This window comes from Halobacterium jilantaiense, assembly GCF_900110535.1.
GTDB classification, from domain to species: Archaea; Halobacteriota; Halobacteria; order Halobacteriales; family Halobacteriaceae; genus Halobacterium; species Halobacterium jilantaiense.
Genome location: NZ_FOJA01000001.1, coordinates 2,748,080 through 2,762,014, shown reverse-complemented (window position 1 = coordinate 2,762,014; position 13,935 = coordinate 2,748,080). Strand labels below are relative to the sequence as shown.

The following is a 13,935-nucleotide window of genomic DNA, read 5'->3' as shown; positions in this document are numbered from 1 at the left end:
GTAGACTCTTTGCGCTCCCGCGTCACCGCGGGGTATGGACTGCGAAGTGTGCAACCAGACCGGTGGGACGTACCGGCTGGTCGGCGGGGACCGGGTGGGCGTCTGCGAGCAGTGCGTCGCGGAGCACCTGCTGGACGAACTCGACGACGAGACGTGTATGTACTGCGGTGGGCCGGCGGACTACGACCTCGTGGAGTACACTGGGCCGCTGGCGGGTGCCGAGGCGGCAGACGGCGACCACGAAGAGTTGGTGGCAGCGGGCGTCGTCTGCGGCCGACACCTCGACGACTTGCGGAGCGAGGGCCGCTAGTCGTCGGCCGGAGTCGGTGCCGAAACGTCGATGTCACCGCTGTCGAGGTCGGCTTCGACGTTCCGGGCGGCCTCGACGAGGTTCGCCATCTTCCCGTAGGCGACCTCGCGGGGCAGTAGCTTCACGCCGCAGTCGGGGCTGACGGTCAGCTGTTCGGGCGGGACGACTTCGAGGCCCTTCCGGATGTTCGCCTCGATTTCCTCGACGGATTCGACCTCGGCGACGTGAGCGTCGACGACGCCGAGCGCGAGGTCGGCCGTGAACTCGGGGTCCTCGAAGACCGAGAGCTGGTCGTAGTCGCCGTTCGCGAGTTCGAGGTCGAACTCGTCGACCGGGAACTCCAGAATCTCGGGGTAGATGCGGGAGTAGTCGCCGTAACAGACGTGGAGACCGATGCGGACGTCGTCGGGGATGCCGGCGGCGATTCGTTCGAGGCACTCGCCGACGATGGCGTGGTCGTCGGGGGTGGTCGCGAGCGCGGGCTCGTCGATCTGGATGTAGCGCGCGCCGGCGTCGACGAGCTTCTCGATCTCCTCGTTGACGAGGTCCGCGAGGTCGTAGGCGAGACTCTCCTCGTCGTCGTAGGCCTCGTTGAAACTCCAGTTCGCGAGCGTGTACGGTCCCGTGATGGGGACTTTCACCGGGTGGTCGGCGACGTCTGCGGTGAACTCGTACTCGTCGACGAGCCACGACTCGTCGTAGCTGACCTCGTCGACGACGCTGGGTTTGTCGAAGTAGTTGTGCCCCCAGACTTTGACGGGACCGTTGAACTCGTAGCCGTCGATGCGGTGGGCGAAGAACTCCACCATCTCGTTGCGCCGCATCTCGCCGTCCACGACCACGTCGAGACCGGCGCGCTCGTGTTCCTCAGTGATGAGGCGGGCTGCGTCGTCCTTGGCTTCCGTCCACTCGTCCTCGCCGAAGTCGGCGTCGTCGTCTTCGAGGAGGTCCTTCGAGCGGTCGAGCCACTTCGGCTTCGGGTAGGAGCCGACGACGGTCGTCAGCAGGAAGTGGTCGTTCGGGTGGTCCTCGGGCCGGAACTGCTCGCGGTTCCCGCTCATGCTTCCACCTCCGCTTCCTCGACAGATTCGTCGCTGGTCGCGGCTCCGAGCGCCTGCAGTTTCTCCTCGAACCGGTTCACTGGGAGATAGAACAGTCCCGTGTTCGGGGTGAGGTAGACGTCTTCGAAGTCGTTGGGGACGCGGCCCTCGAACCAGTCGACGCGCTCGGTGATGGTGTCCGGGGACTCCACGAGCGTGTTCTGCCCGTCAACCACGCCCAGCGCGACGGAGTCCTTGGTGCCGTACTCGGCGACGTTGTAGACGTTGTCGTCGTGGTTCGACACGAGGTCGTAGCCGATGGCGTCGACGTCGGCGTCCAGCAGGTGGGCGTGGACCTTCTCGTCGAGCGCGCCCCAGTAGGGGTGGGCGACCACGTCGGCGTCGACGGCCGAGGCGACGGTGTCGATGGCGTCGCTGGCGCGCTCGTCGGCCCCGTCACCGGGCGGGTTCTCCACGAGCGACGGCTCCAGCAGGAACACGGTCTCGACGCCGTCGGGGAACGCTTCGAGTTCCGCCGCGAGGAAGTCGGCGACGGCCGCCTGGAAGTCCGCTTCGTCGCCGTAGTGGTCGTCGGTCGCGAGGTCGGCGAGCGAGTACGGACCGGGGGCGACCGCCTGCAGGTCGTCGGTGAGTTCGGCCGCGGCTTCGAGGTCGGCGGCGAGGTCGCCGGAGAACGTCAGTTCGCCCTCGACGACTGGGTCGCGGTAGAAGTTGTTGTTGTCGTAGTAGCGCACGATGCCGCCGGGCGAGACGTTATCGTGGACGGTCAGCGGGTGCGCGAGCATGTCGTCCCAGCGCCCCTGCCCCTCTGCGATTCGGTCGAGACCGGCGTCCTGCTGGGCGGCGACCAGTTCCTCGCGGACGTCGTCGTAGACGGCCGATACGTCCGCGGATTCGTCGCCAGAGACGAGGTCGCCCTTCTGGTGCCCCTTCAGGTCCGACAGCGCCTCCTTGGCGTCGTCGGGCAGCGGGAACAGGCCGGGCGTGGTGGCGATGTGTGTCATCTACGACACGCTACGCCATTCCCCTGTTTAATATTTTCTCTACGAGAATATTCTCTCCAGTTATCTTCTGAGCTTGAGGACGGTCAGCGTCTCGAACGGGAACGACTCCTCCCGGATGGCCGCCGCCGAGAACCCGCGCTCGCCTGCGTACTCGACTACCTCCTCGACGCCCGTCAGCGTGCTCACGAGCACGAGCGCGAACCCCTCGGGCGCGAGCACCCGGCCGACCGTGTCGAAGAAGTCTTCGACGACCTCCCGGCCGGTCTCCCCGCCGGAGAGCGCGACCTCCATCCAGTCGTCGCGCTCGGCGTCCTCGTCCCGCGGCAGGTACGGCGGATTGAACACCACCACGTCGAAGGCGTCCGCGCGGAACGGCGACACGAGGTCCGAACGCACCACGGGCACGCCGCGGTCGGCGGCTTGCCGCACCGCGAACGGATTCAGGTCCGCCCCCACCACGTCGGCACCCGTCTCGTCGCGCACCGTCGCCGCGACGTACCCCGAGCCGGTGCCGACGTCGAGTACGCGCGCTCGCGACGGAATCTCCCCGACCGCCGCGTCCGCCAGCAGGTGGGTATCCTCCGCAGGCTGGTAGACCTCCGTGCCCGCTCCGCGCCGGTCTGCGAGGTCAGTCATGCCCACCCTCGACTTCCCTGGCTTCCGCGGCGTCGTTCCCGTCGCCGTCTTCGGCCGGCTGGTCGCGCACCCGGAAGCCACCGGTCTCCGCGCGGCCCGACACTTCCCGCTGCGGGAACGGGATCTTGATGCCTTCCGCCTCGAAGGCCGCCTTCACCTCGCGGATGACGGCCGTCTGGGCGCGCCAGCGCCGCCGCGAACTCGGCTTGTCGATCCACACTCGCATGTCCAGCACCACTGCCGAGTCGGCCATCTCCTTCAGGACGACCTGCGGGCGCGGCACCGACAGCACGTCGTCGAGGTCGCTCAGCGTCGATTTCGCCACCTCCATCGCGTGTTCTACGTCCGTCCCGTAGTCCACGCCGACCTCAACGTGGATTCGCAGCCGCCCCTTCCGCGAACGGTTCACCACCTCGTTCGACCCGACGAGGTCGTTCGGCAGCATCACGTACTCGCCGTCGAACGTCTGCAGGCGCGTGTTCACGATGGTGATGTCCGTCACGATGCCGTGTTTGTCTCCGATTTTCACCCAGTCGCCAATCTCGAACGGGCGGGAGAACATCAGCACGAGGCCGGCGATGACCGCACCCAGGGTCTGCCGGGCGGCCATCCCGAGCACGATGCCGGCGAACCCCGCGCCGATGAGCAGGCCACCGAGGTTCACGTTCCAGAAGCCGAGGCCGGCCACCAGCGCCGCGATGTACATCGTGATCTGGAGGATGCGGAACAGAATCTCGGCCTGATGGTCGGTGACGCCGTCCTGAGTCTTCGTGAGGCGTTCGACGGTCCTGTCGAGCAGTCCCGTCGCGACGTACACCGCCGCGAAAAAACCCATCGTCAGCGCCAGCCGCACGACGACCGCCGCCCCCACCTGAAGCCCCTTGACGCGCTCCAGGGCTTCGGATTCCAGTCCCCACACCACGACCAGGGCCGCCACGACGCCGCCGACGGCGACCAGCGACAGCACGGCAACTGCGACGCGCACCACCCGCGACTCGCGGCGTCCGAACTCGCGGCGCGCCAGCCACAGCGCCCCCACCAGCGCCGCGACCGTGACGACCGACCAGACGGTGCGCTCGGCCGCGGACAGGTCACCGAGCAGACCCGTCACGGCCCCGAGCCCAGTCACCGCCCACCACCCCGCTCGATGCCGAGCGCGACGTTCGCCAGGGCCGCGAACGTCGCAGGGTCGAGGTTCCCGGGACGCTGGTCGAGGACGGACTCGTCGACGGCGTCCACGACCGCGTCGGCGTCCGAGAGCCCCGAGATGTGGGCGGTGTTCCGGATGGCGTTCCGCGTGGTCTTCCGGCGCTGCGTGAACAGCGCCTTCACGAAGTCGAGGAAGAACGCCTCGTCACCGACCTCGTAGTCCGGCGCGCGCGGCGTCAGCCGGACGACCGCGCTCTGCACCCGCGGCTGCGGGTCGAACGCCTCAGCGGGCACAGTCTCCACGAGTTCCACGTCCGCGTAGTGCTGGGCGGCCACCGACAGCCGGCCGTAGTCACTCGTTCCCGGCTCAGCCGCCATGCGCTCGGCGAACTCCAACTGGTACATCAGGACCAGCGGCTCGCCCTCGGGCAGCAGACGGAACGTCACCTCGCTGGAGACGCCGTACGGCAGATTCGACACCGAACACGAGAACTCGGGGAGGTCGACGTCGAGCGCGTCGCCCTGCAGGACGGTGAGGTCGCCGGCGGCAATCTCGTCGGCGAACTCCTCGCGGAGGAACTCGGCGTAGTCCGCGTCGCGCTCGACCGCTGTCACGTGGCCCGCGACCGCGAGCAGCCGGTCAGTGAGCGCGCCCGTTCCCGCGCCCACTTCGAGCACGTGGCTGCAGTCGAAGGCCTCAGCGTACGTCGGAATCCGGTCCAGCACCCGGTCGTCGACGAGGAAGTGCTGGTCGAACTCGGGGTCTGGTCGCCCCGCTCGTCGAATCAGCGCGTCCGGGTCCCGCGAAGCAGTCATTGCCGAGTGTATCCCCTCACCTCCCCTAAACCCCCCGCTACGAGGTCGCGAAGTTGTAGTACTTCAGGTCGTCGTCCCGGATTTCGTCGAGGATGCGCTCCACGATGACCTCCTGGGGGTTGTGCAGGCCGTCGACGCGCTCGCCGACGTCCTCGAAGCTCTCGAAGGGGCCGTGGCGCTTGCGCTCGTCGAGGATGTTGTCCCGGAGTTTGTCGCCGATGCCCGGCAGGAGGTTCAGCTGGTGGAGCCGCAGCGAGATGGGCTGGGCGTCGTTGTAGAAGTCCACGAAGCGCTGCTCGTTGGCGTCCACGACGTCCTCGACGACGTAGTCGAGTTCCGAGCGCGCGCCGTCGGAGAGGTCGTCGTACTCGACGGTGTGGCCGCGTTCGATGCCGCCTTCGAAGTCCGGACGGACCCGGACGCGGTCGAGAATGGAGATGTCGGCGTCGCCCGCCAGACTCAGCTCGTAGAGGGTGAAGTCGGCGGTGGAGACCGCGTAGGCCACCGCACCGTCCCCGTAGCTCCGGCCGTCCGACCGGCCGTGCGCGAGGAAGTCCAAGACGACGGCGTACTCCTCGTCGTCCGTCGAAGACGTATCACTCATACGAAGGGGTACGCCGACCCGACACTTAAACGGTCGGCACCTAGGCGTACTTCGCGACGACGTCCAGAATCTCGTCCAGCTCATCGCCGGACAGCGCGTACCGCTCGTTCGCGAACACCGACCGCAGCTCCGTCCGCGTCCGCGGCAGCAGGTCGACGATCTTGTACGCGACCGACTCGTCGTCGAGGACGTCCAGATCCAGCAGCTCGGTGACGAACTCCCGGGACTCCTCCGGCTCCAGCACTGCGAACCGGTTGGTGTGCTCGATGGCCCGCGCCAGCTCGAACCGCAGTTCGCGGTCCTCGTCGAGCGCTCGCTCGGCCTCGACCTCGGAGAGCAGCTCCTTGGCCTCCGAGACCGTCAGCGGCTCCGTCTCGACTGTCTCCTTGAAGATAGTCATTACTCCTCCTGCGCGCGAAGGTGGGCCGCGCCCGCGATGAGGACTTTGTCCATCCCGCCGTCGTTGACTTCGACCTTGAACGCGGAGCCCTGCGTGCCGACCACGGTTCCGGTCTGACCGCTGAACCGCGGGTGGAAGCGACCGTCCTGCACGCTCGGGTCGATCTTCAGGTGGACTTTCTGGCCCTCGTCGAAGTCGGCGATGGCGCGCTGGGGCGGCGACGTCCCCCGCTCTCGCGGGTCGTTCGTGAGCTTCCCACCACTGTTGCTGAGAGGTCCGTTGGAGTTCGGCATGGTCGTATGCACGCCAATACTGCCGTCGCAGTTAAAAAAGAACCGTTACGGACCCGACCGTCCGCCGGCAAGCACCCGCGCAGGCGGCCGCACTCAGAACTCGTAAGTCGCGACCTCGGCCGACCCGCACGTCGGGCACTCCGTCGCGTCGTCGTCGAGTGTCGTCCCGCAGACGCGGCACTCGCAGACGGTAGTGCGGCGGCAGCCGACGAGCGTTCGGAGGCGTTCGATGACCACGGCCGGTGTCGACGCACCGGCCACTTAATTATGAGTTCGTTTCGGGTCGGCTTGCACATCTTCTTCGCCGACCGGACGAGTACGTGACGGCAGGACACGGCCCGACGACGTGGACGGTGCCATCCTCGACCACGTGTTCCTCCCGGTCGCTCACGAAGACGACGCGCTGGCGACGGCGCGAGCACTCGAACCGTACGACCCCGAGGCAGTCACTGCGCTCGACGTCGTCGAGAAGAGCGGTGGCGTCCCGGACAAGACGCCCGTGGAGCAGTCCGAGCAACTCGCCGACGAGTGCTACGCCGCCGTGCGGTCGGTCTCCTCGGAGTGTTTGTACCCCTGCGAGCCCCCGACTCGCCCAGTGACGAGGGAGCGTGCGCGGTCCGGACCTCGAGAAAGCATTTACGTCAACACGGTGGAACGTGTGGCATGAAGCGGCGCGCGCTGCTGGGCGTGGCTGCGACGGCGCTCGCGAGCGGCTGCTTCGGATACGGTCGGTACCTGAGCGCCCCCGGCGGCTCGGTCGAGTTCTGGAACGAGACAGAGGAGCCGGTCTCCGTCCACGTCCGCCTCGACAACGACGCGGGCGGCGTCGCGCTGGACGACACGTACGAGGTCGCCCCAGAGAGCGACAGAGAGGTCGAGGACGCGTTCGGCGGTGGGTCCTACGACGCGACCGTCTCCGTGAACGGCGGGGAACTGACCGCCAGTGACGACCTCAACGTCGGGTCGTGCTCGGCCATCCGGTTCCTGGTCCGCATCGACGCCGACGGCCTGGACCTCTCGCAGGGCTACTGCGACTGAGGGCGATTCGGCCCGGAGCCCCGGAACGAACAGACCTAACTCCCGGGCGGGCGACCGTCCACGCATGAGTGACGACGACAGCGACGAGCGCTTCGAGACGCGCGCCATCCACGCGGGCCAGGAGCCCGACGAGGAGACGGGCGCGCTGATGACGCCCATCTTCGCGAACTCCACGTACGTCCAGGACGGCCCCGGCGAGGACCGCGGCTACGAGTACTCCCGGACCGGGAACCCGACGCGGGACGACCTAGAGGACAACCTCGCGAGTCTGGAGGGCGGCGAGTACGGCCGCGCGTTCTCCTCGGGGATGGGCGCAATCAACACCGTCCTGAACCTCCTCGAAGCCGGCGATCACGTGGTCGCAGGCGACGACGTGTACGGCGGCACCCACCGCATCTTCACGCAGGTGTACGAGGACTACGACATCGACTTCGACTTCGTGGACACGACGGACCACGACGCAGTCCGGGACGCGATGCGTGAGTCGACGGAGCTCGTCTGGGCGGAGACGCCGACGAACCCCCTGATGAACGTTAACGACATCAGCGCGCTGTCGGACATCGCCCACGACCACGACGCGCTCTGCGCCGTCGACAACACGTTCGCGACGCCGTACCTCCAGCGCCCGCTGGAGTTCGGCGCGGACATCGTCTGCCACAGCCTCACGAAGTACCTCGGCGGGCACTCCGACCTCGTCGCGGGCGCGCTGGTCACCGACGACGAGGAACTGGACGAACAGTTCGGCTTCTACCAGAACTCTGTCGGCGCGACGCCGAGCCCGTTCGACTGCTTCCTCGTCCTCCGCGGCACGAAGACCCTCGGCGTGCGCATGGACCGGCACTGCGAGACGGCCGCCGAACTCGCCGAGTGGCTGGACGACCACGAGCACGTCAGCACCGTCTACTACCCCGGGCTCGAAGACCACCCCGGCCACGAACTCGCGGCAGAGCAGATGGACGACTTCGGCGGGATGCTCTCCTTCGAGTTGGACGCCAGCCTGGAGGAAGCCAGCGAGTTCGTCAGCCAGACCGAGGTGTTCACGCTCGCCGAGTCGCTCGGCGGCGTCGAGTCGCTCATCGAGTCCCCCGCGGCGATGACCCACGCCGCCATCCCGAAAGAGGAACGCGAGGCCGCCGGGCTGACTGACGGACTCGTGCGCGCGAGCGTCGGCATCGAACACGTCGACGACCTCAAGGCCGACCTCCAGCAGGCCATCGAGGCCGCGCTGGAGACGGCGTAACCGCCAGTCGGATCGTCTTTCTCGCCCCCTACTGCTTTCCGCCGAGCCGGCGTAGGTAGCGGTATGCGACTCGCACCCAGCGTCTACGCGTTCCCTGTCACGGTCGAGCGCGACGGCCGCGAAGCCACCTACCACCCGGCGGGCGTCGAGACCGACGACGGGCTCGTGCTCGTGGACACGACGCTCCCCGGGCACCTCGACGACCTCGCGGCCGCCCTCGACGACGAGGAGTTCCGGCTGCGGGACGTCGAGTACGTCGTAATCACGCACGAGGACAGCGACCACGCGGGCTGTCTCGCGGCGCTCACCGAGGAGACCGACGCCACAGTACTCGCGGCCATCGGCGACTCGCCGGTCGTGGAGGGGGACCGCGAGCCCCGCGGCGGCAGCGCCTACCCGCCCGCCGACGTGGACGTTCGGGTCACGCACGGCACCGAACTCCACACGGACGCCGGCCCGCTCCGCGTTGTGGACACGCCCGGCCACACCGAGGGCCACGTCTCGCTGCACCTCCCCGACCGGGGCTTCCTGCTCGCAGGCGACGCGCTCACTGCCGACGGCGGCGACCTCGCCGGACCGATTCCGGAATTCACAGAGGACATGGACGCGGCGCTGGACTCGGTCGCGCGGCTCGGTGACCTCGATATCGACGGCGTGCTGGCGTTCCACGGCGGCCCCGTCGACGCCACGGACGACGACATCCGGGAGCTACACGCGTCGCTGTCGACGTGAAGAAACTGCGAGAAGTGGCGCGCTCAGATGCGGCCGACTTCCTCGACGCCGACGGACTCGACGTCGTCGACGTTCGAGAACGCCTCCTCGACGGCTTCCGTCCCGCCGGAGTCGTCCGGCACGATGACTGTGGTGAGGAGCGCGGTCAGGCCGAACGCGACCTCCTCGGTGTCGGTCCCGTTGATCTTCGCGCCTTCCGGGAGAGACTCCGAGAGCGACTCCTGGAGGTCGTCCAGATCGATCTCGGGGCTCTGGGGCATGACCTTGAGGACGGCAGCGACCTTCCCCATGGTTACGGCCCCCGGAACCCGCAGTCGGGGCACTCGTAGAGGTTGCTCTGCTTGCGGCACTTCGAGCAGCGGTAAATCTGCTGGCCGCAGTCCGGGCACTTGAACGACGCGGCGGTGGTGCCGGAGATGTTGATGCCACAGGAGACGCACTTGCGCGCCTGCGTAGCTTCGCTCATACACACGATATCGCCCGGACGCGTTTTAACCATTGTCTTTCGGCAGCGTCCCCGGGAACCGGCGGGTCGAAGTCACGAACCGGGCAGAATATCGCCGAGGGCAGCGCCGATGGCCATCGGCACCCACGCCACGAGCACGGTACCCAGTGCGACGACCGGGTCGTCGCCCGCCAGCCGACCCCAGCTCGTCAACAGGACCGCGGCCGTGCCGAGCGAGACGGCGAGCACGCCCGCCAGCCGCCGGGGGACGAACCCCAGTAGCGGGTCGGCGACCCGGACGTCCTGGAACGCCGCGACGTAGAGGACCGAGTGGACGATAGCGACCGTCGCCACTGCCAGGGCCGCGAGCAGCCACGGCGACTGCGCGACGAACGCGCCCGCCTCGTTGGTGCCGCCCTCGACCGCCATCGGGATGCCGAACAGGAGGCTGCCGAGCGCGGCCTCCGCCGCGTCGGTCCGGTCGAACCCGTAGATGACCTGTCCGAAGGTGCCATCGGACCGCATGCCGGTGGCGACCTCCTTGGCTTCGCGGAGCTGCGTCCGCGCTTCCTCGCTGTCGACGTGGTCGTCGAGGTCCTCCAGTTCGTCGAAGAGGTCCGAGAGGTCCGGCCGGTCCGCGTCGTCTGCGGGGTCGGGCGCGCCGGACTGCTGGCTCATGTCGGGGACGACTCACCACAGCGGCTTAAATCTCCGAGCCGCCGTCGACGCCGGTGAACTCGAAGCGCGCGCCGCCCGCGGCGCTGTCGGCGGCCGTCACCGTCCAGCCGTGGGCGTCCGCGACTTCCGCGACGATGCTGAGTCCGAACCCCGTTCCGTCGGCGCTCGTGCTGAAGCCGTGGTCGAAGAGGTCTTCGCGCGCCTCGGCCGGGATGCCGGGGCCGTCGTCCGCGACGTAGAAGCCGTCGTCCGTGTCACCGACCGTGACGGTCACGACCGGGTCGCGACCGTCGGAATCACCCTCACTGTCGTCCTGCGGAGCCTGCGAGTCAGGGGCCACGGAGCCGTGTTCCAGGGCATTTCGGAAGAGGTTCGACAGCAACTGCTGGAGACGGCTCCGGTCGGCGGACACGGACTGAGTGCTCTGGACGTTCAGTGCCGCGCCGTCGTTCTCGACGGTCTCCCAGGCGTCGCGAGCGACGGCAGCGAGGTCGACCGGCTCGGACTCGGAGACCGGCTCGCCCGTGCGCGCCAGCGCGAGCAAGTCCTCGACGAGTTCGTTCATGCGGTCGACGGCGCGCTGGCACCGCTGGAAGTCCTCCGGGTCGCCGGACTCCGCGGCGAGGTCGAGCGAGCCGTCGAGGACGTTCAGAGGGTTCCGGAGGTCGTGGGAGACGATGGACGCGAAGTCCGCGAGCTGCTCGTTCTGGCGCTCCAGGCGCTCCCGAATCCGGCGGTCGGTGAGTTCGTTCGCGACCCACTGCGCCATCAGGTCGACGACCGTCACCTCCCAGTCGTCGAAGCGTTCCTCGCGGGGGTCCGTGTCGTAGAAGCAGAACGTCCCGTACACCTCGCCCTCGACGACAATCGGCGCACCGAGGTACGACGAGATGCTGTCTCCGCCACCGCCGGCACGGTCCGCGAGGTCGGGGGCGTCCCGCTCGACGTTCGCCAGCACGAGCGTCTCCTCGGTCGTCGCGGCGCGCTCGCAGTTCGTCGTCTCCACCGGCACCACGTCGCCGGGCTCCAGGCCCGCGTCCGGCGGCGCGTGGACGTACTCGAACTCGTACTCGTCGCCCGAGATACGGGACAGCGTGCCGTAGTCGACGCAGAGGAACTCGGAGCCGACCGCCAGCAGCGTCTCGACGCGCTCCTCGAACGGCCGGTCGCCCGCCGACGTCACCTCGTAGAGCCGTCGAAGCACGCGCTCGCGTTCCTCCAGCGTTTCGAGGCGTTCGCGACGCCGGGTCACGTCCCGGAAGTACACGGAGAGCCCGGACTCCGACGGGAACGCCCGCACTTCGAGGTAGGCGTCGACGGGCTCGTAGTACTCCTCGAAGGACGCGGGCTCCTGTGACGCCATCGCCGCCTGGTACTGGTCGTAGAACGGGGTGTCGACGGCGTCCGGAATCGCCGTCCAGAGGTGGCGGCCGAGTAGCTCCTGCCGGGAGTAGTCGGTGCCCATGGCGCTCGCGATAATCTCGCGGGCCTCCTCGTTGACGTACGTGAGCCGCCAGTCGTCGTCGACGGCGAAGAACGCGTCCGTGACGCGGTCGACCCATGACTCTTCGAGGGGGGCTGGCGGCGTGGTGGCGACCCCGTGAATCGAGACCGTGCCGTCGACCAGCCGGGTCGCGTGGAAGTCGTACTGCACGCCGGGCGCGTTCGCGAACGCGGCTTCGACGGTCGCGTCGCCGTTCCGGCGCGCCGCGTCGACGAGTCCAGTCGGCTCCTCGGCCGCGAGCAGGTCGTCGAAGCGGACGCCGCCGAGGTGTTCGCGGCCCGTCGCGGCGGCGGCGGCCGCGTTCCACGCCGTGATGTGCCCGTCGGTGTCGTCGGCCTCGCCGCTGCCGCAGGTGAGCGAGACCCGTGGAACGTCGTCGCCGTCGCCGGGCGGCCCGCTGTCTTCGTCGTTCATCGCTCGTGGATGTGCGGTGTAGCGGCGGCGTCTACGTTAATACCGTGGGTACCCGTCCCGCCGCCGACAGGTCGCCGCCAGCGAGGTAGGTTTAACCGCGCGCGGCGGGAATCGACGGCCATGACCGACCAGGGCTGGTTCGCGGACGCCGACGTCCGGGACCCCGAGGCCGCGGGCCGCGTCGTCCGGGAGGGCCGGGCGGACGCTCCCGACGACTGGCCGACGCGAGCCGTCGAGGCCGGCGTCGCCGCCGACGAGGACGAGTACTACGAACTGCTGCGCGACGCGGCAATCGCGGGGACGCGGGCGGCGGTCCGGGAGCGCGAGCGCGCCGACGACCAGCAGCTCGTCCACGCCGTGCGGGCGATGGCTGACCTCTCGGACGCCGCCAACGAGGTCGCCGAGCGCGCCGTCGAGTGGGCTGGCAGCCTCTTCGAGGATGTCGACGCGGGCGTTGACGGGGCGCGAGCGGTCGCCGACCGGGACCCTGAGACGCTCGCAGAAGAGCGCGCCGTCTCGCTCTGCCAGCGGGCGGCCGACCTCGGCGACGAGCGCGAGCGCGTCCGCGAGTTCGTCGAAGCCCAAGCGCCCGCCGTCGCGCCGAACCTCTCGATGCTCGCCGGGCCGGTGCTCGCCGCGCGATTGATTGCGCTCGCCGGGAGCCTCGACGACCTGGCGAAGATGCCGTCGGGGACGGTGCAGGTCCTCGGCGCGGAGGACGCGCTGTTCGCGCACCTCCGCGGCCACGCGCCGTCGCCGAAGCACGGCGTCATCTACACCCACGAGTACGTCCACGGCACGCACCCCGACGAGCGGGGGTCTGCGGCGCGCGCGCTCGCCGGGAAGCTCTCGATAGCGGCCAGAGTCGACCACTACTCGGGGGACCGGCGGCCCGAACTCCGCGACGAACTCGACGAACGCATGGAGCGCATCCGCGCTCGTGAGACCGAATGAGCCTCCCCGGTGGCGTCGAACGCCGACAGTTCGACGGCGGCGACGAGGCGCTCTCGACCCGCGGCGAGCCGGCGTACGGCGAGCCGGTGGTCGACGGCTGGCGGCGCTGGGACGCCCGCCGCTCGAAGCTCGGTGCGACCCTCGAACTCGGCCTCCACACGGGGCTCTCGGCCGGCGACGCCGTCCTCTACCTCGGCGCTGCGAACGGCACGACGGTGAGCCACGTCGCTGACTTCGCGGGGCCGACGTACGCGGTCGAGTTCGCGCCACGGCCCGTCAGGGACCTCGTCGAAGTCGCCGAGGCCCGCGACAACCTCGTCCCGCTGCTGAAGGACGCGCGGCAGCCCGAGACGTACGCCCACGTCGTCGAATCGGGGCTGGACGCCATCGTGCAGGACGTGGCGACGCGCGGGCAGGCCGACGTGGCGCTCGCGAACCGCAAGTTCCTCGCCGACGACGGCCGGCTCGTGGCGGCCATCAAGGCCCGCAGCGAGGACGTGACCGAAGCCCCCGAGGACGTCTTCGAGCGCGTCCTCGACCAGCTCCGCGAGGGCTACGAGGTGCTGGCGACCGAGCGCATGGAGCCGTTCCACGAGGACCACCTCGCGGTCGTCGCGACCCCGAAGTGACGGCCCGGGCGGGCTGAATACGACCCAC

General features: G+C 69.0%; 19 protein-coding genes and 1 pseudogene. 7 read left to right on the top strand and 13 right to left on the bottom strand.

Annotated features, from left to right (window positions below):
• Positions 1 to 34: 34 nt before the first annotated feature.
• A complete protein-coding gene (locus BMW35_RS14430; RefSeq protein WP_089670251.1) occupies positions 35 to 310 on the top strand; it encodes a hypothetical protein in 276 nt (91 codons plus the stop codon).
• Here BMW35_RS14430 and BMW35_RS14425 read toward each other — a convergent pair.
• From BMW35_RS14425 to BMW35_RS15765, 9 genes are all read right to left on the bottom strand, one after another.
• Complete coding sequence (locus tag BMW35_RS14425) at positions 307 to 1,371, bottom strand: methionine synthase (RefSeq protein WP_089670250.1); 1,065 nt, start codon at positions 1,369 to 1,371, stop codon at positions 307 to 309. The two genes, BMW35_RS14430 and BMW35_RS14425, sit on opposite strands and share 4 nt — an antisense overlap.
• On the bottom strand, positions 1,368 to 2,375 hold the full coding sequence (locus tag BMW35_RS14420) for a 5-methyltetrahydropteroyltriglutamate--homocysteine methyltransferase (protein ID WP_089670249.1): 1,008 nt from the start codon (positions 2,373 to 2,375) through the stop codon (positions 1,368 to 1,370). Before BMW35_RS14420 ends, BMW35_RS14425 begins: the two co-directional genes overlap by 4 nt.
• A 60-nt stretch (positions 2,376 to 2,435) precedes the next feature.
• Positions 2,436 to 3,011 (bottom strand): HemK2/MTQ2 family protein methyltransferase, encoded by a 576-nt coding sequence (locus BMW35_RS14415; protein WP_089670248.1) that lies wholly within the window; start codon positions 3,009 to 3,011, stop codon positions 2,436 to 2,438.
• On the bottom strand, positions 3,004 to 4,140 hold the full coding sequence (locus BMW35_RS14410; RefSeq protein ID WP_245708181.1) for a mechanosensitive ion channel family protein: 1,137 nt from the start codon (positions 4,138 to 4,140) through the stop codon (positions 3,004 to 3,006). The genes BMW35_RS14415 and BMW35_RS14410 overlap by 8 nt, the downstream gene beginning before the upstream one ends.
• A complete protein-coding gene (locus BMW35_RS14405) occupies positions 4,137 to 4,976 on the bottom strand; it encodes a 16S ribosomal RNA methyltransferase A (protein ID WP_089670247.1) in 840 nt (279 codons plus the stop codon). Before BMW35_RS14405 ends, BMW35_RS14410 begins: the two co-directional genes overlap by 4 nt.
• Positions 4,977 to 5,013: 37 nt before the next feature.
• Positions 5,014 to 5,580, bottom strand: a complete 567-nt coding sequence (locus tag BMW35_RS14400) for a DUF655 domain-containing protein (protein ID WP_089670245.1) — start codon at positions 5,578 to 5,580, stop codon at positions 5,014 to 5,016.
• 40 nt (positions 5,581 to 5,620) lie between these two features.
• A complete protein-coding gene (locus BMW35_RS14395; protein ID WP_089670243.1) occupies positions 5,621 to 5,980 on the bottom strand; it encodes an RNA polymerase Rpb4 family protein in 360 nt (119 codons plus the stop codon).
• Positions 5,980 to 6,273, bottom strand: a complete 294-nt coding sequence (locus BMW35_RS14390; protein ID WP_089670241.1) for a 50S ribosomal protein L21e — start codon at positions 6,271 to 6,273, stop codon at positions 5,980 to 5,982. The genes BMW35_RS14395 and BMW35_RS14390 overlap by 1 nt, the downstream gene beginning before the upstream one ends.
• A gap of 93 nt (positions 6,274 to 6,366) precedes the next feature.
• On the bottom strand, positions 6,367 to 6,510 hold the full coding sequence (locus tag BMW35_RS15765; RefSeq protein ID WP_177170858.1) for a zinc-ribbon domain-containing protein: 144 nt from the start codon (positions 6,508 to 6,510) through the stop codon (positions 6,367 to 6,369).
• A 109-nt stretch (positions 6,511 to 6,619) separates the two neighbouring features.
• Here BMW35_RS15765 and BMW35_RS14385 point away from each other — a divergent pair.
• From BMW35_RS14385 to BMW35_RS14370, 4 genes and pseudogenes are all read left to right on the top strand, one after another.
• A pseudogene (locus BMW35_RS14385) lies at positions 6,620 to 6,826 on the top strand (universal stress protein); the annotation flags it as partial.
• 110 nt (positions 6,827 to 6,936) lie between these two features.
• Positions 6,937 to 7,311 (top strand): Ig-like domain-containing protein, encoded by a 375-nt coding sequence (locus tag BMW35_RS14380; RefSeq protein ID WP_089670239.1) that lies wholly within the window; start codon positions 6,937 to 6,939, stop codon positions 7,309 to 7,311.
• Positions 7,312 to 7,375: 64 nt separating this feature from the next.
• Positions 7,376 to 8,551, top strand: a complete 1,176-nt coding sequence (locus BMW35_RS14375; RefSeq protein ID WP_089670237.1) for a cystathionine gamma-synthase — start codon at positions 7,376 to 7,378, stop codon at positions 8,549 to 8,551.
• 63 nt (positions 8,552 to 8,614) lie between these two features.
• Positions 8,615 to 9,283 (top strand): MBL fold metallo-hydrolase, encoded by a 669-nt coding sequence (locus tag BMW35_RS14370; RefSeq protein WP_089670235.1) that lies wholly within the window; start codon positions 8,615 to 8,617, stop codon positions 9,281 to 9,283.
• A 23-nt stretch (positions 9,284 to 9,306) separates the two neighbouring features.
• Here BMW35_RS14370 and BMW35_RS14365 read toward each other — a convergent pair whose 3' ends face one another.
• The 4 genes from BMW35_RS14365 to BMW35_RS14350 all read right to left on the bottom strand — a co-directional run bounded on the left by BMW35_RS14365 (position 9,307) and on the right by BMW35_RS14350 (position 12,324).
• Positions 9,307 to 9,573 (bottom strand): elongation factor 1-beta, encoded by a 267-nt coding sequence (locus BMW35_RS14365; RefSeq protein ID WP_089670233.1) that lies wholly within the window; start codon positions 9,571 to 9,573, stop codon positions 9,307 to 9,309.
• Positions 9,574 to 9,575: 2 nt separating this feature from the next.
• Complete coding sequence (locus BMW35_RS14360; protein ID WP_089670231.1) at positions 9,576 to 9,749, bottom strand: HVO_2753 family zinc finger protein; 174 nt, start codon at positions 9,747 to 9,749, stop codon at positions 9,576 to 9,578.
• A gap of 72 nt (positions 9,750 to 9,821) precedes the next feature.
• Positions 9,822 to 10,406 (bottom strand): DUF2391 family protein, encoded by a 585-nt coding sequence (locus BMW35_RS14355; protein WP_089670229.1) that lies wholly within the window; start codon positions 10,404 to 10,406, stop codon positions 9,822 to 9,824.
• Between the two features lie 25 nt (positions 10,407 to 10,431).
• Positions 10,432 to 12,324 carry an ATP-binding protein gene (locus BMW35_RS14350; RefSeq protein WP_089670226.1) on the bottom strand — a complete coding sequence of 631 codons (1,893 nt, stop codon included), beginning with the start codon at positions 12,322 to 12,324 and terminating at the stop codon, positions 10,432 to 10,434.
• A 120-nt stretch (positions 12,325 to 12,444) separates the two neighbouring features.
• On the opposite strand from BMW35_RS14350, the gene BMW35_RS14345 reads away from it, so the two are divergent.
• A complete protein-coding gene (locus BMW35_RS14345) occupies positions 12,445 to 13,278 on the top strand; it encodes an NOP5/NOP56 family protein (protein ID WP_089670225.1) in 834 nt (277 codons plus the stop codon).
• The gene (locus BMW35_RS14340; protein ID WP_089670223.1) at positions 13,275 to 13,907 is read left to right on the top strand and encodes a fibrillarin-like rRNA/tRNA 2'-O-methyltransferase; all 633 of its coding nucleotides are present in this window, start codon (positions 13,275 to 13,277) and stop codon (positions 13,905 to 13,907) included. The genes BMW35_RS14345 and BMW35_RS14340 overlap by 4 nt, the downstream gene beginning before the upstream one ends.
• Positions 13,908 to 13,935 lie beyond the last annotated feature (28 nt).

What these genes read in the sequence shown, in the direction of transcription:
- BMW35_RS14365 (WP_089670233.1), bottom strand. Translation starts at nt 9,573, where the DNA reads ATGGGGAAGGTCGCTGCCGTCCTCAAGGTCATGCCCCAGAGCCCCGAG.
- BMW35_RS14375 (WP_089670237.1), top strand. Translation starts at nt 7,376, where the DNA reads ATGAGTGACGACGACAGCGACGAGCGCTTCGAGACGCGCGCCATCCAC.
- BMW35_RS14390 (WP_089670241.1), bottom strand. Translation starts at nt 6,273, where the DNA reads ATGCCGAACTCCAACGGACCTCTCAGCAACAGTGGTGGGAAGCTCACG.
- BMW35_RS14405 (WP_089670247.1), bottom strand. Translation starts at nt 4,976, where the DNA reads ATGACTGCTTCGCGGGACCCGGACGCGCTGATTCGACGAGCGGGGCGA.
- BMW35_RS14380 (WP_089670239.1), top strand. Translation starts at nt 6,937, where the DNA reads ATGAAGCGGCGCGCGCTGCTGGGCGTGGCTGCGACGGCGCTCGCGAGC.
- BMW35_RS14400 (WP_089670245.1), bottom strand. Translation starts at nt 5,580, where the DNA reads ATGAGTGATACGTCTTCGACGGACGACGAGGAGTACGCCGTCGTCTTG.
- BMW35_RS14425 (WP_089670250.1), bottom strand. Translation starts at nt 1,371, where the DNA reads ATGAGCGGGAACCGCGAGCAGTTCCGGCCCGAGGACCACCCGAACGAC.
- BMW35_RS14355 (WP_089670229.1), bottom strand. Translation starts at nt 10,406, where the DNA reads ATGAGCCAGCAGTCCGGCGCGCCCGACCCCGCAGACGACGCGGACCGG.
- BMW35_RS14430 (WP_089670251.1), top strand. Translation starts at nt 35, where the DNA reads ATGGACTGCGAAGTGTGCAACCAGACCGGTGGGACGTACCGGCTGGTC.
- BMW35_RS14360 (WP_089670231.1), bottom strand. Translation starts at nt 9,749, where the DNA reads ATGAGCGAAGCTACGCAGGCGCGCAAGTGCGTCTCCTGTGGCATCAAC.
- BMW35_RS14415 (WP_089670248.1), bottom strand. Translation starts at nt 3,011, where the DNA reads ATGACTGACCTCGCAGACCGGCGCGGAGCGGGCACGGAGGTCTACCAG.
- BMW35_RS14340 (WP_089670223.1), top strand. Translation starts at nt 13,275, where the DNA reads ATGAGCCTCCCCGGTGGCGTCGAACGCCGACAGTTCGACGGCGGCGAC.
- BMW35_RS14420 (WP_089670249.1), bottom strand. Translation starts at nt 2,375, where the DNA reads ATGACACACATCGCCACCACGCCCGGCCTGTTCCCGCTGCCCGACGAC.
- BMW35_RS14350 (WP_089670226.1), bottom strand. Translation starts at nt 12,324, where the DNA reads ATGAACGACGAAGACAGCGGGCCGCCCGGCGACGGCGACGACGTTCCA.
- BMW35_RS14395 (WP_089670243.1), bottom strand. Translation starts at nt 5,980, where the DNA reads ATGACTATCTTCAAGGAGACAGTCGAGACGGAGCCGCTGACGGTCTCG.
- BMW35_RS14370 (WP_089670235.1), top strand. Translation starts at nt 8,615, where the DNA reads ATGCGACTCGCACCCAGCGTCTACGCGTTCCCTGTCACGGTCGAGCGC.
- BMW35_RS14345 (WP_089670225.1), top strand. Translation starts at nt 12,445, where the DNA reads ATGACCGACCAGGGCTGGTTCGCGGACGCCGACGTCCGGGACCCCGAG.